This window comes from Acidovorax sp. HDW3, assembly GCF_011303755.1.
Lineage (GTDB): Bacteria > Pseudomonadota > Gammaproteobacteria > Burkholderiales > Burkholderiaceae_C > Paenacidovorax.
Window position 1 is genome coordinate 1,101,646 of the sequence record NZ_CP049885.1, and the last position, 21,803, is coordinate 1,123,448.

Below are 21,803 nucleotides of genomic sequence, written 5' to 3' on the forward strand. Positions count from 1 at the left end.
CCGTCTTGAAGACCTGTATGCAACTGCAAAAAATCCCCGCCACCATCGTCACCGGCTTCCTCGGTGCCGGCAAAACCACGCTCTTGCGCCACCTGCTCACCCAGGCCCAGGGTCGGCGCATCGCCGTCATCGTCAACGAATTTGGCGAGCTGGGCATCGACGGCGAGCTGCTGCGCGCCTGCGGCATCGGCTGCGACGAGTCCGGCCAGGACAACGGCCAGCTGTTCGAGCTGGCCAACGGCTGCCTGTGCTGCACGGTGCAGGAAGAATTTGCGCCGGTGATGGAGCAGCTGGCCGCGCGCCGTGGCCAGATCGACCACTTGGTGATCGAAACCTCGGGCCTGGCCCTGCCCAAGCCGCTGGTGCAGGCTTTTCAGTGGCCGCAGATCCGCAACGCCTTCACGGTGGACGCCGTGGTCACCGTGGTCGATGCGCCCGCCGTGCTCGCCGGGCTGTTTGCCGAAAACCCCGTGGCCGTGGACGCGCAGCGCCGCGCCGACGAGAACCTAGACCACGAGACACCGCTGTCCGAGCTGTTCGAGGACCAGCTCGCCAGCGCCGACCTGGTGGTGCTCAACAAGCTCGAAGGGCTGGACGCCGCCGCCGTGGCGCAGATCGAAGCGCAGGTGCGCGCTGAGGCCCCGGCGGGCGTGCAGTTGGTACACGCCCGCCACGGGCAGGTTGCGCCCGAGCTGGTGTTGGGCCTGGGCCGCGCGGTCGAGGACGTGATCGACGCGCGCAAAACCCACCACGACGAGGAGGACGACCACGACCACGACGCCTTTGATTCGGTCGCCGTCACGCTGCAGGTGGACGACCGCGATCGGTTGCTGGCCGTGCTCGCCGCGCTGGTGCAGCGCCACGAAATCTACCGTGCCAAGGGCTTCGTCGCCCTGCCGGGCGCGGCCATGCGCCTGGTGGTGCAGGGCGTGGGCCAGCGCTTTGACAGCCAGTTCGACCGCCCCTGGCGCGCGGACGAGGAGCGCACTTCGCGCCTGGTGCTGATCGGCGACCACCTGGACGGCCCGGCACTGCAGCAGGAGCTGCAGGCGGCGCTGGGCGGGTTCTGAAGTGCAGTCGCCGGTCTTGGCAGGGGGCGCAAGCCCCTCTCCCGCGAGAGGCTTATGTATGCACACATCTTTTGATGACTCCCATCCGCCTGGTCAAAGGGCGGTTTTCGCTCCCCTCCCCCCTCGCGGGGGAGGGGCCGGGGGAGAGGGGGGCGCTGGCAGCACCTTGCCTGTTCACCCCTCTCCCCAACCCTCTCCCGCAAGGGGAGAGGGAGTGCAAACCAGCGCCAAACAAGCGTTGCGCGCTATCAAAAAAGATGTGTGCATACACAAGCCCGCGAGGGGAGAGGGAGCCATGAGGCGCCAGTTTCATACGCGGCAGCAGGCGCACGGCGCCCAGGAACACTGACATGCACCTGCTCTCCACCCGCCCCGGCGGCTACGTGGACGACGGCGGCCAGGGCGTGGTGCGCGTGGTGCAGACGCCGGGCGACATCGTCATCCTGAGTGCGGCCGACACCACGCTGTCGCTGCTCTCCGACGCCGCGCAGCAGCTGCCCGCCGACTTTCCCCGCGTGCGCCTGGCCAACCTGATGTGGCTGCGCCAGCCGGCCTCGACCGACATGTACCTCGACGAGGTGCTGCGCCACGCGCGCGCCATCGTCATCGACCACCTGGGTGGGCACAGCGACTGGGCCTACCTGGTCGAGCAGGTGCAGCAGCTGGCGCGCCGCAACCAGCAGTGGCTGGCACTGTTCTCGGGCGACAACCAGCCCGACGCGCAGCTGATTGCACGCAGCACCGCCGCCGCTGCCGACTGCCACCAGCTCTGGCGCTGCCTGCGCGAGGGTGGGCGCGACAACGCGCTGGGCTTTTACGCGCTCATCGCCCACGCCGCCCTGGGCCAGGGCCAGCGCCCGCCGCCGGCGCAGCCGCTGCCCCAGGTGCTGGACTACCGCAGCACGCAACCCCTGCCCGAGCGCCCCGGCGCGCCGCTGGCGCTGCTGCTGTTCTACCGCGCACACGCGCAGTCGGGCAACACGGCAGTGTTCGACGCCCTGCTGCACGCCCTGTGGCAGCAGGGCCTGAACGTGCGTGCCCTGGCGCTCGATTCGCTCAAAACCCCGGCCACGCTGGCGGCGGTGCAGGCCCTGGCCGCCGCGCAAGGCGTGGACGTGGTGCTCAACGCCACCAGCTTTGCCATCGTCGCGCTCGACGCCGGAGATGCCAGCACTGCCCCCGCCCCCGTGCTGCTGGCGGGCGACGCGCCGGTGCTGCAGCTCATCACGGCCGGCGGCGCGCGCGAGCAGTGGCAGGAAGACCCCCACGGCCTGACGCCGCGCGACCTGGCCATGCACGTGGTGCTGCCCGAGGTCGATGGCCGCATCACCACGCGCGCCGTCAGCTTCAAGGGCCTGGCGCACCGCTGCGAGCGCACCGAGGTGGACGTGGTGCGCTACCAGCCCGAGTACGAACGCATCGCCTTCGTCGCCGAGCTGGCGCGCCGCTGGTGCCGCCTGCGCCACACACCGGCGCCGGACAAGCGCCTGGCGCTCATCCTGGCCAACTACCCGCACAACGACGCGCGCCTGGCCAATGGCGTGGGGCTCGACACCCCGGCCTCCACCGTGGCCATCGTGCAGGCGCTGCAGGCGGCGGGTTACGACCTGGGCAGCCAGCCGCTGCCCGAGGGCAGCGACGCCTTGATGTACGCCCTGGTGCAGGGCGTGACCAACGACCTGGACGCCAACGCCCAGCGCCCGGCGCTGCAAAGCCTGTCCATGGACGACTACCTGGCCGACTTTGCCCGCCTTGCGCCCGCCAGCCAGCAGGCCGTGACCGCGCTGTGGGGCGCGCCCGCGCACGACCCCATGGTGCGCGCCGGACGCTTCATGGTGCCCGGCCTGCGGCTGGGCAAGGTGTTCATCGGCATCCAGCCCGCGCGTGGGCGCGACGCCGAGCTCGCCAGCCGCTACCACGACGCCGACCTGGTGCCGCCGCACGCCTACCTGGCGTTCTATTTCTGGCTGCGCCGCAGCTTTGCCATCGACGCCGTGGTGCACGTGGGCAAGCACGGCAACCTGGAATGGCTGCCGGGCAAAAGCGTGGCCCTGGGCGCGGACTGCTGGCCCGACGCCATCCTGGGCCCGCTGCCGCACCTGTATCCCTTCATCGTCAACGACCCGGGCGAGGGCAGCCAGGCCAAGCGGCGCACGCAGGCGGTCATCATCGACCACCTCATGCCGGCGCTCACCCGCGCCGAGAGCTACGGCCCGCTGCAGGCGCTCGAGCGCAGCATGGACGAGTACTACGAAGCCCTGCAGCTCGACCCGCGCCGCGCCCAGCGTCTGCGCACGGTGATGCTCGAACAGGTGCTCGCCGCCGGCCTGCAGCAGGAGCTGGGCTTTGCCGCGCCCAGCACCGACGCCGAGCGCGAGGCGCTGCTCGCGCGTCTCGATGCCTACCTGTGCGAAATCAAGGAATCGCAGATCCGCGACGGCCTGCACACCCTGGGCCAAAGCCCGACCGGGCGGCTGCGCACCGATACGCTGGTGGCGCTGGCGCGCAACGCCAGCGGCCAGGGCACGGGGCAGGGCGGCCTGCTGGCCGCGCTGGCGCACGACCTGGGCCTGCAAGGGTTCGACCCGCTGACCCCCGACTGGGCCGCGCCCTGGCAGGGCCCGCGCCCGGCGCTGTTGCAGGCGGCAAGCGATGCGCCCTGGCGCCACGCCGGCCATACGCGCGAACGCCTGGAGCTGCTGGCCGCGCAATGGGTGGCCGAGCACGCCGCGCCCGATGCACCACTGCCGGACGCCGCTGCCTGGCCGCAGGCTGCGCCCGTGCTGCAGCACCTGCGTGAGCGCATCGCGCCACGCCTGGACGCCAGCGGCGCCAACGAAATGCGCCAGCTGCTGCGCGGGCTCGATGGCCGCTTTGTGCCTGCTGGCCCCAGCGGCGCACCGTCGCGCGGGCGGCCCGATACGCTGCCCACCGGGCGCAATTTCTACTCGGTCGATACCCGCGCCGTACCCACGCCCATGGCCTACGAGATGGGGCGGCTCGCTGCCGAGCGCGTCATCGAGCGCCACCTGCAAGACCACGGCAGCTACCCGGACAGCGTCGGCCTCACCGTGTGGGGCACCAGCACCATGCGCACCGGCGGCGAGGACATCGCCCAGGCGCTGGCGCTGATCGGCGTGCGCCCCCAATGGGCGCCAGGCAGCAACCGCGTGGTCGATGTGGAGGTGCTGCCCATGGCCATTGCCCAGCGCCCGCGTGTCGATGTGCTACTCCGCGTCTCGGGGTTTTTTCGCGACGCCTTTCCCAACGTCATCGCGCTGTTCGACGCCGCCGTGCAGGCCGTGGCCGCCATCCCTGAAGAAGACGAGAGCGATGAGGTCAACCCCATCCGTGCGCGCGTGCAGCGCGACGCCGCTCTCGCCCAGGCCCAGGGCGCCACGCTCGCGCAGGCGCAGCGCCAGGCCAGCTGGCGCGTGTTCGGCCCGCGCCCGGGGGGCTATGGCGCCGGGCTGCAGGAGCTGATCCACAGTGGCCGCTGGCAGGGCCGCGCCGACCTGGGCCAGGCTTATCTGCGCGCCGGCAGCTTTGCCTACGGCCAGGATTCGCCGGGCTTGCCCGCGCCGGCCAGCTTCGCCCAGCGCCTGTCGGGCGTGCAGGCGGTGCTGCACAACCAGGACAACCGCGAGCACGACATCCTGGATTCGGACGACTACTACCAGTTCCACGGCGGCATGGCCGCCGCCGTCGAGCACCTGGCCGGCGCGCTGCCCGCGCTCTACCACGGCGACCTGAGCGTGCCCGGTGCGCCGCGCATCCGGCCGCTGGCCGAGGAAGTGGCCCGCGTGGTGCGCGCGCGCGCCGTCAACCCCAAATGGCTGGACGGCGTCAAGCGCCACGGCTACAAGGGCGCGTTCGAGATCGCCGCCACCGTGGACTACCTGTTCGCCTTCGACGCCGCCGCCGATGTGGTGGCCGACCACCAGTACGCGCTGGTGGCCGATGCCTATCTGCACGACGACGACACCCGCGCCTTCTTGCAGCAGCACAACCCGCAGGCGCTGCGCAGCGTGGCCGAGCGCCTGCTCGAAGCCATGGTGCGCGGCCAGTGGCAGGAGCCCGGCGCGCACCGCGAGCGCATCCAGCAGCACCTGCTGGCGCTGGAACAACATCTGGAAGACAGCGAGCCCAGCGCCGGAGACACCGCATGACCGCTCCCCATCCTTTGACCTTTCCCTTCAGCGCCCTGGTGGGCCAGGCCGCGCTGCAGCAGGCGCTGCTGCTCGCCGCCATCGACCCGGCCATTGGCGGCGTGCTCATCGCCGGCCCGCGCGGCACGGCCAAATCGACCTCGGCGCGGGCGCTGGCGGCGCTGCTGCCGGGCGCGCCCTTCGTTACCCTGCCGCTGGCGGCCAGCCTGGAGCAGCTCGTTGGCACGCTCAGCCTGCAGGACGCGCTGCAAAACGGGCAGGTCGTGCTCTCGCCCGGCCTGCTGGCGCGCGCGCATGGTGGCGTGCTCTACGTCGATGAGGTCAACCTGCTGCCCGACGCGCTGGTGGACGCCATGCTCGACGCTGCCGCCAGCGGCACGAACACGGTCGAGCGCGACGGCATCTCGCACCAGCACCCGGCGCGCTTCGTGCTGGTGGGCACCATGAACCCCGAGGAAGGCGAGCTGCGCCCGCAGCTGCTCGACCGCTTTGGCCTGGCCGTCACCCTGGGCAACCCGCAGGACGCTGCCACGCGCCAGGCCATCGTGCGCGCGCGATTGCAGTTCGAGGCCGCGCCGCAGGCCCTGCTGGCAGCACACGCGCCCGCGCAGGCCAGGCTGGTGGACGTGATTGCCAGCGCCCGCGCCCGCCTGGCCACTTTGGACTGGAGCGACGCCGTACACCAGCGCGCCGCCGAACTGGCCCTGCAGGCCGGCGTGGACGGCGTGCGCGCCGACCTCGTCATGCTGCGCGCCGCCCGCGCCCTGGCGGCGCTGGAGCAGCGCGAGCGCGTGCTGCCCGCCGACGTGGACGCCGTGGCCGAGCTGGCCCTGGCCCACCGGCGCGGCGCGGGCGGGGCGCCGCCGCCCGCGCAGACGCCCACGCCGCCACCACCGGCATCGCAGGCACCGCAGCCGTCGCCGCCACCGCAACCCGAGGGCGACTGGGGCGCGCTGCCGCCCGAGCCGCAGGCGCTGGTGCGCTGCGTCAACACCGGGGCCTGGCCGGCAAAAAAAGCCTGAGCCACCCCAGCCGCGCCGCGCCCAGTGCGCCGGCGCCCTGGCGGTGGCCTACCCCCCGCAACCGTCCTGGCCTGCCGCGCCCTGGCCTGGCGCTGGCGCAGTGCAGCGCCGGTCCCGGTGCGCTGCCCGATTGGCCGCGCACCCTGCAGGCCAAGGCCGCCGCGCCGCTGCAGGCCGCGCACCTGCGCTGGCGCCGCGTGCCGCTGCGCGCGCCGCTCTTGCACGTGATCGCGCTCGACAGCTCGGGCTCCATGCACCAGCGCGCGCGCCTGGGCCAGGCCAAGGGCTACGCCGCCGCGCTCATCGCCCAGGCCGCGCGCCGGGGCGACGCGGTGGCGCTGCTGGTCTTTGGGGGCCAGGGCGTGCAGCTGCTGCTCGGGCCTGGCCCGGCGCGCGCCTCGGGCGTGGCGCGGGTGCGGCCCTTGGGCGGCGGCGGCGGTACGCCGCTGGTGGCTGCGCTGGCGCAGGCCGAGCAGCTGTGCGCCCAGGCTGCGCGCCGGGGCCAGGAGAGCTGGCTGTGGCTGCTGACCGATGGCCGCAGCAGCGCCCAGCCGCCCGCGCCGCGCACGCCGCAGCAGCGGGTGCTGGTCGATTTTGACGACCCGCTGCGTCCCGCCGGCCACTGCGCTGCCTGGGCCGAGCGCTGGGGGGCGCAGTACCGCCAGCCCCTGGTGGGCGGGCCTGAATTTTTTTAATTGGAGGGAAAAACCATGATGTTTCGTTTAGCGCCGCTGGCGCTGGCCGCGCTGCTCACCCTGGGCCCGGCGGCCTATGCGCAAACCCATCCGCCAGCGGCGACCGAGGCCGCCCCCTTGGCCGAAGTGCAGGTGCGTGCCAGCGCCGCCCCCGCGCCCGGCAGCAGCCTGGGCCTGGCGCAAGAAAACGTCACCGGCTCGCGCCTGGGCCTGACGGCGCGCGAGACGCCGGCGAGCGTCAGCAGCCTGAGTGCCGACGACATCGCCGAGCGCAGCCTGACGCGGGCGCAGGACGTGGCCACGCGGATGCCTGGCATCAGCGAGGCACCGGCGCCCGGCAACGGCGGCACGGCCCTGGTGGCGCGCGGCTTTGCCGGCCACAACTCGGTGGCGCAGATGGTCGATGGCACGCGCCTGGTGGTGGCGGCGGGCACCATCAGCTTTCCGTTCTCCACCTGGCCGCTGCAAGAGGTGCAGGTGCTGCGCGGCCCGGCCTCGGTGCTGTATGGCGATGGCAGCATTGGCGCCGCCGTGAACTACGTCACCAAGCGCCCGCAGTGGCAGGCGAGCGAGCGCGAGGCGCTGCTCGCTGCCGGCTCCTGGGGCCAGTGGCAGGCCGGTATCGGCCTGCGCGGGCCGATCAATGACCGCCTGGCGTATTCGCTCTACCTCGACACCGAGGCCAGCGAAGGCTACCGCCCCATGACCGACGTGCAGCGGCGCAACTACGCCCTGGCGCTGGCGCTGCGCGCCAGCCCGGACTTGCAGGTGACGCTGTCGCTCGACGGCGGCATGAACGACGATGCGCGCTATTTCGGCACGCCGCTGCGCAACGGCGTGCTCGACGCGCGCCTGCGGCGCAGCAACTTCAACGTTGGCGACTCGCAGGTGTACTACGACGACCGCCTCACGCGCCTGCAAATCGACTACCAGGCCGCCAGCGGTGTGCAGCTGCGCAACGAAACCTACCACCTGCAAAGCCAGCGCCACTGGCGCAACACCGAGGCGTACAGCTTCAACGCCCAGGGCACGCAGGTGCTGCGCAGCGACTACCTGGAAATCCTGCACGACCAGGAGCAAGACGGTAACCGCTTCGATGCCCGCTTTGACGGCCAGATCGCCGGCCTGAAAAACCGTTTGGTGGTGGGCCTGGACTGGTACCGCACGCGCTTCATCAGCAGCAGCAACACGCCTTATGGCGGCGCCAGCAGCGTCGATCCTTACCAGTTCACCCCCGGCTTGTTCCAAAGCCCGGTGGCCACCCGCGCCACGCGCGATGCCACGCTCGACACCACGGCGCTGTTTGCCGAAAACGCCCTGGACCTGGGGCGCGACTGGAAGCTCGTCGCCGGCCTGCGCAGCGACCGCATCGTGCTCGACAACACCGACCTGCTGAAAAACGTGAACCAGGGCAAGACCTACACCCCCACCACGGGCCGCCTGGGCCTGGTGTGGGCGGCCACGGCCGATGTCTCGCTCTACGGCCAGTGGGCCAGCGGCACCGATCCGCTGTCGGGCGCGCTCAGCCTGCCCGGCGGCGGCACGGCCTTTGACCTGACCCGCGCGCGCCAGCTCGAAGTCGGCGCCAAGGGCGCGCTGGCGGCGCTGCGCGGCGAATGGTCGGTGGCGCTGTACCGCATCGAAAAGCGCAACCTGCTCTCGCGCGACGCCACCAACCCGGCCATCACCCAGCAGATCGGCCAGCAGTCCTCGACCGGCATCGAGCTGGCCTTGGCCGCCGAGCCCGTGCGCGGCTTCACGCTCGATGCCAATGCCGCCTTGCTGCGCGCGCGCTACGACGACTACCAGGAGCTGGTCGGCGGCCAGCTGGTCTCGCGCAGCGGCAACACCGTCAGCGGCGTGCCCGAGCGCACGGCCAACGTCTGGGCGGCGTACCGTTTCCTGCCGCAGTGGCAGGCGGGCCTGGGCGCGCGCTACGTCGGTGTGCGCCAGGGCAACACCGCGAACACGGCGCAACTGCCGTCCTACCTGCTGTGGGATGCCGGCCTGTCGTACCAGTACTCGCAGGCGCTGACCTTCAACCTGGCGCTCAAGAACCTGACCGACCGCGACTACGTGCTCTCGGGCAGCGCCAACCAGCGCTGGCTGCTGGGCACGCCGCGCTCGTTCCTGCTGACGGCGCGCGCGCGCTTCTGAGCACCATGGGCGGGCTGAAAAAACCCCTCATCTGGCTGCACAAGTGGCTCGGTGTGGTGCTGGCGCTGTTTTTCCTGATGTGGTTTGCCAGCGGCGTGGTGCTGTACTACGTGCCGTACCCGGCGCTCACCAGCGCCGAGCGCCTGGCAGCGCTGGCGCCGCTGGCCTTGCCGCCCGGCTGTTGCCTGAGCGCGCAGCAGGCAGCAGCGCAGGCCGGCCTGCCCGCGCCCACCCAGGCGCGGCTGGGAATGCTGGGGGCGCAGCCCGTCTGGCGCCTGGCCACGCCCGGGCACTGGCACACGCTGGATGCACGCAGCGCCCAGGTGCTGGCGCCGCGTGATGCCGCGCAGGCGCAGCAGATTGCCGCCGCCTTTGCCGGGCGCGAGGCGCTGGCGGTGGAACAGATCGAGCGCGACCAGTGGAGCGTGCCGCAGGGGCTCGACCCGCACCGGCCGCTGTTCAAGATGCGCATGGCCGGGGGCGATGGGCTGGAGCTATACGTCTCGCCCTTTGCCGCCGAGGTGGTGCGCGATACGCGCCGCGCCGAGCGCTTCTGGAACTGGCTCGGCGCCGTGCCGCACTGGCTGTACCCGACGGTGTTGCGCCAGTTTCCCCAGGCCTGGCACCAGGTGGTGGTGTGGCTCTCCATCCCCGCCGTGCTGCTGGCGGCCACGGGGCTGGTGCTGGGGCTGTGGCAGCTGTTCCTGAACCGCAGCCGCTGGATACCGTACCGCAAGCGCTGGCTGCGCTGGCATCACATCGTTGGCCTGGTGGCCGGGGTGTGCACGCTCACCTGGATGTTCTCCGGCCTCTTGTCGATGAACCCGTTTGGCGTTTTTGGCGGCGGCGGCCCCGCTGCCAGCCTGCGCTCAGCCTGGGAGGGCGCCATGCCCGCACTGGTGCGTGGCCCCGAACAGGCGGTGCAGGCGGTGCAGGCCGAGGGCCTGCAGGCGCTGGAGGTGGACTTGCTGCGCATCGCTGGCCAGGCCTGGTGGCGCGTGCGCACGCGCACGGCAGGCGCTGACTTGGGCCAGCGCCTGCTGCGTGCCGACCAGCCCGGGGGCTCCCTGCAGGATGCCGTGCCCGAGGCCACGGTGCAGGCCGCACTTGCCGCCCTGCGCCCGCAGGCTGGGGCGCCAGCACTCGAACGCCTGGCGGCCTACGACGACCTGTACTACAGCCGCCACGGCAGCGGCGCGCTGGGGCAGCGTCCGCTGCCGGTGTGGCGCGCGCAATGGGCCGATGGCGTGCACGCCTACGTCGATCCGGCCAGCGCCGCCATCGTGCAGCAGGGCGATGGGCGCAGCAGCTACCGCCGCTGGCTCTACCACGGCCTGCACAGCCTGGACTTTGCGCCGCTGCTGGCGCGCCCGTTGCTGCGCAGCACGCTGGTCGTCGGCCTGTCGCTTTTGGGGCTGGCGCTGTGCCTGACGTCTTGCGTGCTTGCCTGGCGCGTGCTGCGGCCGGTGCGCAAATACCCGGTACGCGGCGACAATCGCGCATGACCTTGCATTCCTGTGTTTTCCCCACGCCCCTGGGCGACATGCTGGCGGTGGCCAGTGAGCGCGGCCTGTGCCTGCTCGAATTCGTCGGCCAGGCCGGCGTGGAGCGCGAACTGGCGCAGGTGGAGGCGGCCCACGCCTGCCTGGCGCAGGCGCGCGACAGCGCCCTGCTGGCGCAGACGCGCAGCGAAATCGCGCAGTACTTTGCGCGCCAGCGGCGCGATTTTGATGTGCCGCTGGACCTGGTGGGCACGCCGTTCCAGCAGCGCGTGTGGCAGGCCCTGCTGCAAATCGCCTTTGGCCAGACCTGGAGCTACGCGCAGGAGGCTGCGCATATCGGCCAGCCGACGGCGACGCGCGCCGTGGCGGCGGCCAATGGCGCCAACAAGATCAGCATCATCGTGCCCTGCCACCGCGTCATCGGCAGCAATGGCCGCCTGACGGGCTACGGCGGTGGCCTGGCGCGCAAACAGGCATTGCTGGCGCTCGAAGGCGCCTGGCCGCAGGAGTCTTTGGTATGAACACCACCCCCACCACCCCCACCATTCCCGCCGAACCTTACAGCGCTGCCGAGCGCGCCGCCGTCTACCGCGCCATCGACGAGCGCCGCGACATGCGCCACTTCGCCGGCGGCAGCGTTGCGCCCGAGGTGCTCACGCGCCTGCTGACGGCGGCGCACCATGCGCCCAGCGTCGGCTTCATGCAGCCCTGGCGCTTCATCCGCGTGCGCAGCGCTGCGCGGCGCCAGCAGCTGCACGCCCTGGTGCTGGCCGAGCGTGCACGCACCGCCGCCGCCCTGGGGGCGCAGGGCGAGCGCTTCTTGCAGCTCAAGGTCGAGGGCCTGCTCGACGCCGCCGAGGTCTTTGCCGTCGCTCTGGCCGATGGCCGCGAGGCCCACGTGTTTGGCCGGCGCACGCTGCCGGAGATGGACCTGGCCTCGGTCGCCTGCGCCATCCAGAACCTGTGGCTGGCAGCACGCGCCGAGGGCCTGGGCCTGGGCTGGGTGTCGATTTTTGACCCGGCCGAGGTCGGCGCCCTGCTGGGCCTGCCGCCGGGCGCGCGCACCGTCGCCCTGCTGTGCCTGGGGCCGGTGCACGGCTTTTATGAAGCGCCCATGCTGCAGCAAGAGCGCTGGGCGCAGCGCGCGCCGCTGTCGGCCGTGGTGTTCGACGAAGGCTGGGGCCAGGGCGCCGACTGGCTGCCCGGCGCCAGCGCCGCGCCGGCGGCATGAGCACGGCCCTGGTGCTGGCCGCCGCCTTGCTGCTGGCGCTGCTCATCGACCGCCTCTGGGGCGAGCCGCCCGTCGCCTGCCACCCCGTGGTGTGGATGGGGCGCGCCCTGGGTGCCTGCGGCGCACGCCTGGCGCCGGCCCAGCCCACGGCCCAGGATTACAAGGCTTTTTGGCTTGCAGCGCTTGCCTGGAGCGCGCTAGCAGCTATTGTTTTAATAGTGGCGACAACGCTGCAATGGGCCACCTGGGCGCTGCTGCCGCCCTGGCTGGTGGCGCCGGTGCTGGCGCTGCTGCTCAAGCCGCTGCTGGCCTGGCGCATGTTGCACGACGAGGTGCAGGCGGTGGAGCGGGCGCTGGCGCAGTCGCTGCCCGCCGGGCGCGAGCGCCTGTCCTGGCTCGTCAGCCGCGACACCAGCGCCCTGAGCGCGCAGCAGGTGCGCGAGGCCGCCATCGAAACCCTGGCCGAAAACCTGAGCGACTCCGTGGTCGCGCCGCTGCTGTGGTTTGCCCTGCTCGGCCTGCCGGGGGCGGCGCTGTACCGCTTTGCCAACACCGCCGACGCCATGTGGGGCTACCCCGGAATGCGCAGCGGGCGCTACTGGCAGTGGGCCGGCAAATGGGCCGCACGCGCCGACGACGTGCTCTCCTGGCTGCCCGCGCGCCTGACGGCGCTGCTGCTGGCCGCCGCCGCCCAGCGCTGGCCGCAGGGCCTGGCGCGGCAGGCGCGGCAAACGCCGTCGCCCAACAGCGGTTGGCCGATGGCAGCCATGGCCCTGCTGCTGGGCCTGCAGCTGGCCAAGCCCGGGGTGTACGCCCTCAACGCCGGCGCCCGCGCGCCCAGCGCCCTGGACACCCGGCGCGCCCTCAAATTGGCATCAAATACCGTGCTAACCCTTGCTGGGATTGCGCCAGCAGCTATCATTTTTGTAACGTGGATACTGCCCTGACGCCCCCTGTGCACGGCGGCCCGGACGCCCTGGGCGTGCCGCTGCACGACTTTTCCACCAACGCCAACGCCTGCGGCCCCTGCCCGCCCGCGCTCGCTGCCGTGCGCGCAGCCGACTGCAGCCGCTACCCCGACCCGGCCTACACCGCGCTGCGCGCTGCGCTGGCGCAGTGGCACGGCGTGGCGCCGGCGCGCATCGTGCCCGCTGCCAGCGCCAGTGAATTCATCCACCGCATCAGCGCCCACGCCGCGCGCAGCGGCCTGCGCCACGTGCAGCTGCCGGCGCACGGCTATGGCGACTACGCCCGCGCGGCGCAGCTGTGGGGCCTGCAGCCCGGCGCCCAGGCGCAGGCCCTGCACTGGGCCTGCGCCCCGGCCAGCCCGCTCGGTGATGACGACCCGGCCCTGGCCGCCTGGGCGCAGCAGGCGGCGCCCGCCGGGGCGCTGCGCGTGCTCGACTGTGCCTACGCCCCGCTGCGCCTGCAGGGCGTGGCGCCGGCGCTGGCAGCCGACGCCTGGCAGCTGTGGACGCCCAACAAGGCCCTGGGCCTGACGGGGCTGCGCGCCGCCTACGCCATCGCCCCGCCAGGGGGCGAGGCGCAGGTGGCGCAGCTGCAGGCGCTGGCGCCTTCCTGGCCCCTGGGGGCGGACGGCGTGGCGCTGCTCACGGCCTGGGTGCAGCCGCCGGTGCAGGATTGGCTGGCGCAGTCGCTGCCGCTGCTGCGCGCCTGGAAGGCGCAGCAGCTGGCGCTGTGCACGGCGCTGGGCTGGCAGGTGCTCGCCGGCAGCCTGGCGAACTATTTTTGTGTGCGCCCGGCGCTCGATGCCGCTGCTGCCGCCCACGCCTTGCAGCAGCTGCGCGCCGCCGGCATCAAGCTGCGCGACTGCACCTCGTTTGGCCTGCCCGGCGTCTGGCGCCTGGGCGTTCTGGCGCCGCCGGCGCAGCAGGCGCTGGCGCAGCAGGTGCAGCGGCTGCGGTAGGATGGCCGTCGCACAAAGGAGGTTGGCATGGCGCATCCTGGCGACGACGTTTTCACCTACGCAAACGAAGAACCGGCCCCGCTTGCCGATGGCCCGGCGCCTGCGTCCGCCCCGGTGTGGCAGGTGCTGATCGTGGACGATGAGCCCGATGTGCACGCCGCCACGGTGCTGGCCCTCAAGGGCTTGCAGGTGCAGGGGCGGGCGCTGGCCTTCAGCCATGCCGAAAGCGCCGCCCAGGCGCGCGCCCTGCTGGCGCAGCGCCCGGACTTTGCCGTGGCCCTGATCGACGTGGTGATGGAGAGCGACGACGCCGGCTTGCAGCTGGTGCGCCATATCCGCGAGGAGCTGGGCAACCTGGCGCTGCGCATCATCTTGCGCACCGGCCAGCCGGGCTACGCGCCAGAGATCGACACCATTGCCCGCTACGACATCAACGACTACAAAACCAAATCCGAGCTGACCCAGGTGCGGCTCTTTACCAGCCTGACCATGGCGCTGCGCTCGTATGCGCAGATTCGCCAGCTCCAAGCCGGGCGCCGGGGGCTGGAGAAAATTCTGGCCGCCACGGCAGTGCTGGGCCAAACCATGGGGCTGCAGGCATTTGCCAGCGGCCTGGTCACGCAGCTGTGCGCGCTGCTCGATCTGCCCGAAGATGGCCTGGTCTGCGCCGCCGCCCAGGCCGATGGGGGCGCGCGTGCGCCCTATGTGCTCGCCGCTGCAGGGCAGTACGGCGCATGGATGGGGCTGGCGCTGGCTGACGTGCCCGACCCGCGCGTACGCCAGGTGCTGCAGCAGACGCTGGCGCGGCGCGCGCATGGCTACGAATGCGGTGCCGGCTTGTTTTTTGACGGCGGGCGCGGCCTGGCCCTGGCTGCCTACGTGGACATCGCCAGGCCGCTGGAGGCGCTCGAACGCGGTCTGCTCGAAGTCTTTTGCAGCAACATCGCCGTCGCTTTCGAGAACCTGCAGCTGTACCTGCAGATCAAGGAGCTGGCGTTTCATGACGCGCTGGTGGGCCTGCCCAACCGCAACGCCCTGGCCGCCGCGATTGATTTGCGCAGCCCAGAGCAGGACACGGTGGCGCTGCTGGACCTGGACAACTTTGCCGACATCAACAGCGTGCTCGACCCCAGCTACGGCGATGCCGTGCTGCAGGCCGTGGCGCAGCAGCTGCAAGCGTGCTTTGCGCCTAGCACCGTGGTCGCCCGCCTGGGCGGGGATTTGTTTGGCCTGCTGGGCACGGCCGCGCAGGTCACGCCCGAATGCATTGCCCAGGCGTTTGCCCAGCCGCTGGCCCTGGCCGAGGGCGAGCCGCTGCGCCTGTCGGTGACGGCGGGGCTGGTGCAACTCAATATCGACGGCGTCAGCGGTGGCGCAGCCGTGCTCAAAAACGCCAGTGCCGCACTCAAGCAGGCCAAGCGCTTTGCACGCGGCAAGGCGCTGTACTTTGAGGCGGCGCAGGCCGATGCTGCGCGCGAACGCATTCAGCTGCTCAACCGCTTGCGCGCCTCGTTTTCCGAGGAACGGCTGTTTTTGCATTACCAGCCCTTTATTGCGCTGCGCACGGGCCGCGTCGTCGGCGCCGAATGCCTGCTGCGCTGGAAGAACGCACAGGGCCAGTTCGTGCCGCCCGACCGCTTCATTCCGCTGGCCGAGCAGTCGGGGCTGATGGTGCCCATTGGTGAATGGGTGGCGCGCACCGCGCTGGCGTGGCGCAAAAGCTTGGGGGACGCGGTGGCAGCCGATTTTCGTGTGGCCATCAACGTCTCGCACGTGCAGTTCGTCGAGCCCGATTTCGTGCCGCGCTTTCTGGCCATTTTGGACGAGGCGGGCGTGCCCGGGCCGCAGGTGGAGGTGGAGCTGACGGAGTCGGTGGCGATTGAAAACGTTGGCCAGCTCGCGCACAAGCTCGAACAGCTGCGCGCGCGCGGTATCCGTGTGGCCATGGACGACTTTGGCACGGGCTACTCCTCGCTGAGCATCATCCAGGGGCTGCAACTCGACCGCCTCAAAATTGACCGCAGTTTTGTCAGCGGTGCGCAGGCCGAGGCCGGGGCGTTCGAGATTGCCCGCACCATCCTCACCTTGGCGCGGCACCTGCACCTGGCGACGATTGCCGAGGGCATAGAAACCACGGCGCAGCGCGATGCCTTGCGCGGCGCCGGCTGCGAGGAGGGGCAGGGCTACTTGTTCTCGCCGCCGCTCGATGCGCAGGCTTTTCGCGATTGGCTGGCACAGCAGCCGCGCACTTGAAGGAGGGCCACCATGGACTTAGCCGAGCAGCGCCTGGCCCATGTGCTCAAAGCCATGGCTGCAGGCATGTGGGAGTGGGAGGTGCAGACCGATGAATTGCGCCTCGATCCGCGCTGGGCGCAGATTTTGGGTTATGAGCTGGCAGAGCTCGAACCCATCAATGGCCGTACCTTTGTGCAGCTGTGCCACCCTGACGACCTGGCCGAAAGCGCCCGCCGCACCCAGGCCTGCTTGGAGGGGCATATCGACCAGTACCTGTGCGAGTCGCGGATGCGGCACAAGGACGGGCACTGGGTCTGGGTGCTCGACAGCGGCAGCGTTGCCGAGCGCGACGCCCAGGGCAGGCCGCTGAAAATGATTGGCGCGCGCCAGGACATCAGCCTGCGCAAGCAGGCGCAGGCGGCGCTGCACCAGCAGAGCGAGCGCTTTATTGCGCTGGCGCGGGTGTCGAACACCGGGGTTTGGGAATGGGACCAGCACCAGCAGTACCTGTGGTGCAGCCCGGAGTACTTTTCCATGCTTGGGTACGATCCGCAGGCGTATTCGCGCGAAGGCAGCCCCAATTTGCACGACACCTGGCTGGCGCTGCTGCACCCCGACGATGGCGCGCGCGCCAGCCAATGCTTTGCCGACTACCTGGCCGCCGGTGCGCCTGGCATGTACGAGAGCGAATTCCGGATGCGCCATGCCAACGGCGGCTGGGTGTGGATATGGTCGCGCGGCAGCGCGCTGCGCGACGCCCAGGGCCAGCCCATGGGCAAGGTCATGGGCACGCACATCAACATCAGCTCGCTCAAGGAAACGCAGGCACGCCTGGACGAGCTCAACGCCCATCTGGAGCAGCGCGTGAGCCAGCGCACCGCCGAGCTGCACGCGGCCCTGGAGCATTTGCGCCAGGCGCAGCAAGAGCTGCTGCAAAGCGAGAAGCTGGCGGCGTTGGGCGCCTTGGTGGCGGGGCTGGCGCACGAGCTCAACACCCCCATTGGCAACGCCGTCACGGTCGCCAGCACCCTGGTGCAGACGCACGCGCGTTTTGCTGACTTGGTGCAGGCGGGGCTCACCCGCAGCGCCATGGCCACCTACCTGGACGATGTGCGCGAGGGCGGGCAAATCATCGAGCGCAATCTGGCGCGGGCGGCGCAGCTCATAGGCAGCTTCAAGCAGCTGGCGGTGGACCAGACCAGCTCCCAGCGCCGGCGCTTTAGCCTCGATGAGCTGGTGCAGGAGATCACCCTGGCCATGCGTCCGACGCTGCGCAAAACCCCGGTGCAGCTGCACACCGAAATAGCCCCCGCCCTAATCCTTGACAGCTACCCCGGCCCCCTGGGCCAGGTGCTGATGAACCTCATCAACAACGCCCTGGTGCACGCGTTTGACGGCGCCAGCAGCGGCCATATCCGCCTCACAGCCGCGCCCGAGGGAGGCGATGCCCTGCGCCTGGATGTGGCCGACGACGGCTGCGGCATTGCGCTGCAGAACCAGCAAAAAGTGTTTGACCCCTTCTTTACCACCCGCCTGGGCCAGGGGGGCTCGGGCCTGGGGCTGCACATCACCTACACCCTGGTCACGGGCGTGCTCGGCGGGCGCATTGCGCTGCACAGCCGCCTGGGGCAGGGCTGCTGCTTTACGCTGCACCTGCCGCTGCAGGCGCCGCGCACCGGGGGCGAAAACAATGCGGTTTTTACCTGATTAGCGACCTGGCTCAGACACGCCCCGTTCGCCCTGAGCTTGGCCTGTCCTGAGCTTGCCGAAGGGCTCAGCCCGAACGGATGGGGGTAAACATCTGGGGTAGATTGCCAATCAGGTGTTTTTCCGCCTTGAGCCTTTCTGAATAAGCGCGAGTAGCTATTGAATTGATAGCGTTTTGCCTGCGCCGTGGCGCCTCAATGCCCCCGGCCATAGCGCTGGCGGTAGCTCCAGGGGGGCTGGGGGCGGGTCTGTACCCACAGGCCTCGGTGTTCCATGCGGGCCTGTGCCTGCAGGGGCTGCAGGTACTCAAAACCGTGGGCGTAGGGCGTGTACACCCAGGCCAGGCCGGCGCGCAGCTGGGTGCTGGCCACGTCCTGGCCTTGGCAGCTGACTTGGGCCACGGTGCGCCCGTACTTGTCTTTTTCGAGCGGGGTGATGTGTGCACGTTGTTGCCAGCACAGCAGCGTCAGGCGGCTGCGGGCCTCTGGGCCAAAGCGCTGGCGGCGTTCGGGAGCGTCGATGGCGGCGATGCGTACCTGCATTTTTTGCAGGCCGCAGCGTGCGGTCAGGGTGTCGCCATCGGCAACGGCGATGACGAGGCAGAGCAAGGCAGTGGCAGACACAGCAAATAAAGAAAGGCAAGGCGGATCAGTCGGCGCGGGCCCAGGCGCCGGGGGCCAGATCGCCCAGTTGGTAGGGGCCGATGGCCACGCGCACCAGGCGCAGCGTGGGGTGGCCGACGGCAGCCGTCATGCGCCGCACCTGGCGGTTGCGGCCTTCGCGGATCACCAGCTCCAGCCAGGCGGTGGGGATGTGCTGGCGCTGGCGGATGGGCGGGTTGCGCGGTGCCAGTGGTGGCTCGGCGGGCAGCAGGCGCGCGCGTGCCGGGCGGGTCGGGCCGTCGTTGAGCAGCACGCCCTGGGCGAGCTGTTGCAGCGCCTGGGCGCTGGGGATGCCTTCGACCTGCGCCCAGTAGGTTTTCTCCATCTTGTGGCGCGGGTCGGCAATGTGCGCTTGCAGCGCGCCGTTGCTGGTGAGCAGCAGCAGGCCTTCGCTGTCGGCGTCGAGGCGGCCAGCGGCGTAGAAACCGGGCAGATCGAGATAGTCGCGCAGGCCCTGCCAGCGCCCCTCGGGCGTGAACTGGCTGAGCACGCCGTAGGGTTTGTTGAAACGCACCAGCTCCAAGGTCTAGGCCCGTTCAGCGCTCGCTGGCCGATTCGACCACCAGGTCGAGCACGTAGGCGTAACGCGGTGCGTCGGCCGGTTGCGGCGCGCCGGCGGCTTGCGCCGGGTAGCGCTGCAGGCGCAGCACGTTGCGCACGCCGGCCTGGTGCTGGTAGCCCTCGATGCTGGCGTAGAAGGCCTGCCACTCGCCGCTGCCCTGGCGCAGGCCCTGCGCGTTGTAGTGCAGCTCGCGCACGCGCAGGCACTGCGCCTGCGGCATCAGCGGGTGGTTGCAGGCCACGGTCTGGGCCGCCACTTCGAGGAAGATGCGCTCGCCCGGGCCGCCAAAGCGCGTTGCCGGCGTCGGCTGGCCGCCCAGCTGCCACTGGCTGCCGTCGGCAAACGTCAGTTGCAGCTGCGGCGCGCTGGCGCCGCCGCTGATGGCGTAGCTGCGCAGCTGCGGCAGCTGGGCCAGCACGCGCTGTTCGAGTTGCATCAACGCGGCGTCGGGGCAGGCGCGCAGCGTGGCCATGGGTGCGCCCAGCTGCAGGCGATGGCCCTCGGCCTGGTAGGGGGCGCTGGCCTGGTTGCACAGCTGCGACAGGGCCAGGCGCTGGCCGTCAAAGTGCAGCTGCAGCGGCGCCTGGCCAGGCAGGCGCCAGGCGGGGGTTTGCATGTTCCAGGTGTAGGCCTGCAGGGTATCGGCGTTGGCCGCCGGTGTGGCCGGGGTGGTGCTGCAGGCGCTGAGCGTCCAGGCCGCCAGGGGGATGAGGAGTGCGAGAGGTTTCATACAGCGCTTGGATGGTGGCAGGGCGTAAAAATTCAACCTAAATCCGGCAGTTGGATGCGCCCGTCAGTGCTGTGATGGGTGTGCCAGGCAAGGCGAGAGGACGCCGCGCACTCCTGTGCGCAAGGACGAGCAACGCAGCATGGCGCGGCCAGCACGGTGCTGGCGGGTGCATAGCGCTCTCACCCAATAAGTGAAGCCTGCCGGAGCCAAAAATGTCAAAGCGCATAAGGTGTTATTGAGGGTTGCAAGCGATCAACTGCCGGATTTAGGTTCAAAGAAACAGCGCCGGATCGACCATGCAGCGGTTGAGCATCACGCCCCAGTGCAGGTGCGGCCCGGTGACGCGGCCCGTGGCGCCGACGGCGCCCAGCACCGCGCCGGCGGCCAGCGCCTGGCCGGGGGCGACGTCGATGCGGCTCAGGTGGCAGTACAGGGTGAGCAGGCCGCCGCCGTGGTCGAGCCAGACGGTCTGGCCGTTGAAAAAGTAGTCGCCGGTGTCGAGCACGCGCCCAGCCAGCGGCGCGGCAATGGGCGTGCCGCTGGGCGCGGCGATGTCCATGCCGCTGTGCGGGTTGCGCGCCTGGCCGTTGAACACGCGGCGCAGGCCAAAAGAGCTCGAACGCCGCCCGGGCACGGGCGCGGCCATGGCCAGCTGTGTGGGCAGCGGTTGGCTGAAGGTGGCCATGACCTGGCGCTGGTGCGCGCGCTCGCGCTCGTAGCGGGCGTTGTCCTCGGGCGAGAGATCGACCGTGCGCGGCGCGACCGAGAGGCGCTGCTCGGCGTACTGCTTGGCCTGCACCGTATAGCTGATGGGCTGCGCCCGGCCATCGGCCTGCTGCACCTCGATATGGCCGGGGCCCACGGGGGCGGCCAGGGGCAGGCCCAGCAGCGCCGTCCAGCCCTCGGGCTGGCCGAGCACCAGCAGCGGCACGCGTTCGTCCTCGTGCGTGGTGAAAGCCTGCGGCGCCTGCGCTGCCGGGCCCAGGGGCAGCAGCAGCAGGCCGCCGGGCACGGCCAGCGGGCGCGGCCAGCCTGGGGGGCGCTGCGCGTTGGCACCAGCGGCTGCGGTGAGGGGCGCGGCGGCCCAGGGCAGGGCCAGGGCGGCGCCGGCGCCCAGCAGGGCGCGGCGCGAGAGGGGCGGGGCCATCAAATGTCGTCGCGCAAGGGGTAGGGCAGGCTGCCGAGGGTGAGCTGCGCCGCGCCGGCGTGCAGCGCAGCCTGGGCGGCGCTGGTTTGCAGCACCACCAGCGCGTCCCAGCCGCCGCCGGGAGCGGGGGCGGCTTGCGCCACCTGGCCCACGGGTTGTTCGGCGTCGTCGGGGGTGAAAATTTCAGCGCCCACGGGCAGTTCGGCGTCGGCGTGCGCAAGATAGGTGCGGCGCTTGAGCTGGCCCCGGAACTGGCTGCGCGCCACCACCTCCTGGCCGGGGTAGCAGCCTTTTTTGAAGTTCACGCCGTCGATGGATTCGTAGTTGAGCATCTGCGGCACGAAGGCGTCGGTGAGCGCGGCGCACAGCGTGACCACGCCCGACTGCACCTCGCCCCAGGCCCACAGCGCAGGCGCCAGGGCGGCGCCGCTGGGCGCGGGCGTGTCTGCCGGCGCCAGCCACAGGCCGCGCGGCTGGCCGCAGGCGGGGTAGAGGTGGACCAGGTTTGCAGCATCAAAATCGGCTTTGGCCCAGGCGGGTTTTGCGCTACCAGCTATCGAAATAAGAGCATCTCCGGCCAGGCCCCAGAGCTGGAAGTCGGCGCTGGCGTCGTGCAGCTGCACCTTGGCGCGCAGCACGAACATGGCCAGGCGCTTGAGCGTGGCCGCGAGCAGGTCGCGCGAGCACACCAGCAGGTAGTCCTCGGGGCCGCGCTGCCAGGCGATGAAGCTGGCCAACATGCGCCCCTTGGGCGTGAGGTAGGCCGCCAGGCGTGCCTGGTGCGGGGGTAAAAGGGCGAAATCCTGGGTCAGCTGGCCGTGCAAAAAGCGGCCAGCATCGGCGCCTTGGGCGCGGATCACGCCCAGGGCGGGCAGGGGGGTGATGCCGTTCAGGGGCAGGGGCGGGACAGTCATGGCCAGCGATTATCATCCCCGGCTCTACACATTTTGGGCAGCAGGGCTTGTGCGTCGTTTATTGCTTTGGTTG

The 21,803-nt window shown here is 70.9% G+C and carries 17 protein-coding genes; 12 read left to right on the top strand and 5 right to left on the bottom strand.

Features of this window, described 5'->3' with window-relative positions:
* Positions 1–17: 17 nt before the first annotated feature.
* The 12 genes from cobW to G7045_RS04930 all read left to right on the top strand — a co-directional run bounded on the left by cobW (position 18) and on the right by G7045_RS04930 (position 17,715).
* A complete protein-coding gene (cobW, locus tag G7045_RS04875) occupies positions 18–1,070 on the top strand; it encodes a cobalamin biosynthesis protein CobW (protein WP_166158094.1) in 1,053 nt (350 codons plus the stop codon).
* 350 nt (positions 1,071–1,420) lie between these two features.
* A complete protein-coding gene (gene cobN / locus G7045_RS04880; RefSeq protein WP_166158097.1) occupies positions 1,421–5,239 on the top strand; it encodes a cobaltochelatase subunit CobN in 3,819 nt (1,272 codons plus the stop codon).
* Positions 5,236–6,261 carry an ATP-binding protein gene (locus tag G7045_RS04885; protein WP_166158100.1) on the top strand — a complete coding sequence of 342 codons (1,026 nt, stop codon included), beginning with the start codon at positions 5,236–5,238 and terminating at the stop codon, positions 6,259–6,261. The genes cobN and G7045_RS04885 overlap by 4 nt, the downstream gene beginning before the upstream one ends.
* A 197-nt stretch (positions 6,262–6,458) precedes the next feature.
* Positions 6,459–6,956: a VWA domain-containing protein gene (locus G7045_RS04890; RefSeq protein ID WP_240919277.1), complete on the top strand. Its 498-nt coding sequence runs from the start codon at positions 6,459–6,461 to the stop codon at positions 6,954–6,956.
* 15 nt (positions 6,957–6,971) lie between these two features.
* Entirely contained in the window at positions 6,972–9,113 is a 2,142-nt protein-coding gene (locus G7045_RS04895) for a TonB-dependent siderophore receptor (protein WP_166158103.1), read from the top strand.
* A 5-nt stretch (positions 9,114–9,118) separates the two neighbouring features.
* Entirely contained in the window at positions 9,119–10,618 is a 1,500-nt protein-coding gene (locus G7045_RS04900; RefSeq protein WP_166158106.1) for a PepSY domain-containing protein, read from the top strand.
* The gene (locus tag G7045_RS04905; protein WP_166158109.1) at positions 10,615–11,136 is read left to right on the top strand and encodes a methylated-DNA--[protein]-cysteine S-methyltransferase; all 522 of its coding nucleotides are present in this window, start codon (positions 10,615–10,617) and stop codon (positions 11,134–11,136) included. Before G7045_RS04900 ends, G7045_RS04905 begins: the two co-directional genes overlap by 4 nt.
* The gene (bluB, locus tag G7045_RS04910; RefSeq protein WP_166158112.1) at positions 11,133–11,846 is read left to right on the top strand and encodes a 5,6-dimethylbenzimidazole synthase; all 714 of its coding nucleotides are present in this window, start codon (positions 11,133–11,135) and stop codon (positions 11,844–11,846) included. Before G7045_RS04905 ends, bluB begins: the two co-directional genes overlap by 4 nt.
* Positions 11,843–12,793 carry an adenosylcobinamide-phosphate synthase CbiB gene (cbiB, locus tag G7045_RS04915; protein WP_166158115.1) on the top strand — a complete coding sequence of 317 codons (951 nt, stop codon included), beginning with the start codon at positions 11,843–11,845 and terminating at the stop codon, positions 12,791–12,793. Before bluB ends, cbiB begins: the two co-directional genes overlap by 4 nt.
* Entirely contained in the window at positions 12,778–13,773 is a 996-nt protein-coding gene (locus G7045_RS04920) for an aminotransferase class I/II-fold pyridoxal phosphate-dependent enzyme (protein ID WP_240919278.1), read from the top strand. The genes cbiB and G7045_RS04920 overlap by 16 nt, the downstream gene beginning before the upstream one ends.
* A 27-nt stretch (positions 13,774–13,800) precedes the next feature.
* Positions 13,801–16,026 (top strand): EAL domain-containing protein, encoded by a 2,226-nt coding sequence (locus tag G7045_RS04925; protein ID WP_166158118.1) that lies wholly within the window; start codon positions 13,801–13,803, stop codon positions 16,024–16,026.
* A 12-nt stretch (positions 16,027–16,038) separates the two neighbouring features.
* Entirely contained in the window at positions 16,039–17,715 is a 1,677-nt protein-coding gene (locus G7045_RS04930; protein ID WP_166158121.1) for a HAMP domain-containing sensor histidine kinase, read from the top strand.
* 194 nt (positions 17,716–17,909) lie between these two features.
* Here the strand turns inward: G7045_RS04930 and G7045_RS04935 are convergent, their stop codons facing one another.
* The 5 genes from G7045_RS04935 to G7045_RS04955 all read right to left on the bottom strand — a co-directional run bounded on the left by G7045_RS04935 (position 17,910) and on the right by G7045_RS04955 (position 21,730).
* Positions 17,910–18,323: a thermonuclease family protein gene (locus G7045_RS04935; protein WP_240919279.1), complete on the bottom strand. Its 414-nt coding sequence runs from the start codon at positions 18,321–18,323 to the stop codon at positions 17,910–17,912.
* A 40-nt stretch (positions 18,324–18,363) separates the two neighbouring features.
* Positions 18,364–18,900, bottom strand: coding sequence for a pseudouridine synthase (locus tag G7045_RS04940; RefSeq protein WP_166158124.1), 537 nt, complete (start codon positions 18,898–18,900; stop codon positions 18,364–18,366).
* Positions 18,901–18,913: 13 nt separating this feature from the next.
* Positions 18,914–19,669, bottom strand: a complete 756-nt coding sequence (locus G7045_RS04945; protein ID WP_166158127.1) for an META and DUF4377 domain-containing protein — start codon at positions 19,667–19,669, stop codon at positions 18,914–18,916.
* 271 nt (positions 19,670–19,940) lie between these two features.
* Entirely contained in the window at positions 19,941–20,816 is an 876-nt protein-coding gene (locus G7045_RS04950) for a M23 family metallopeptidase (RefSeq protein ID WP_166158130.1), read from the bottom strand.
* The gene (locus tag G7045_RS04955) at positions 20,816–21,730 is read right to left on the bottom strand and encodes a folate-binding protein YgfZ (protein WP_166158134.1); all 915 of its coding nucleotides are present in this window, start codon (positions 21,728–21,730) and stop codon (positions 20,816–20,818) included. Before G7045_RS04955 ends, G7045_RS04950 begins: the two co-directional genes overlap by 1 nt.
* Positions 21,731–21,803: the final 73 nt, after the last annotated feature.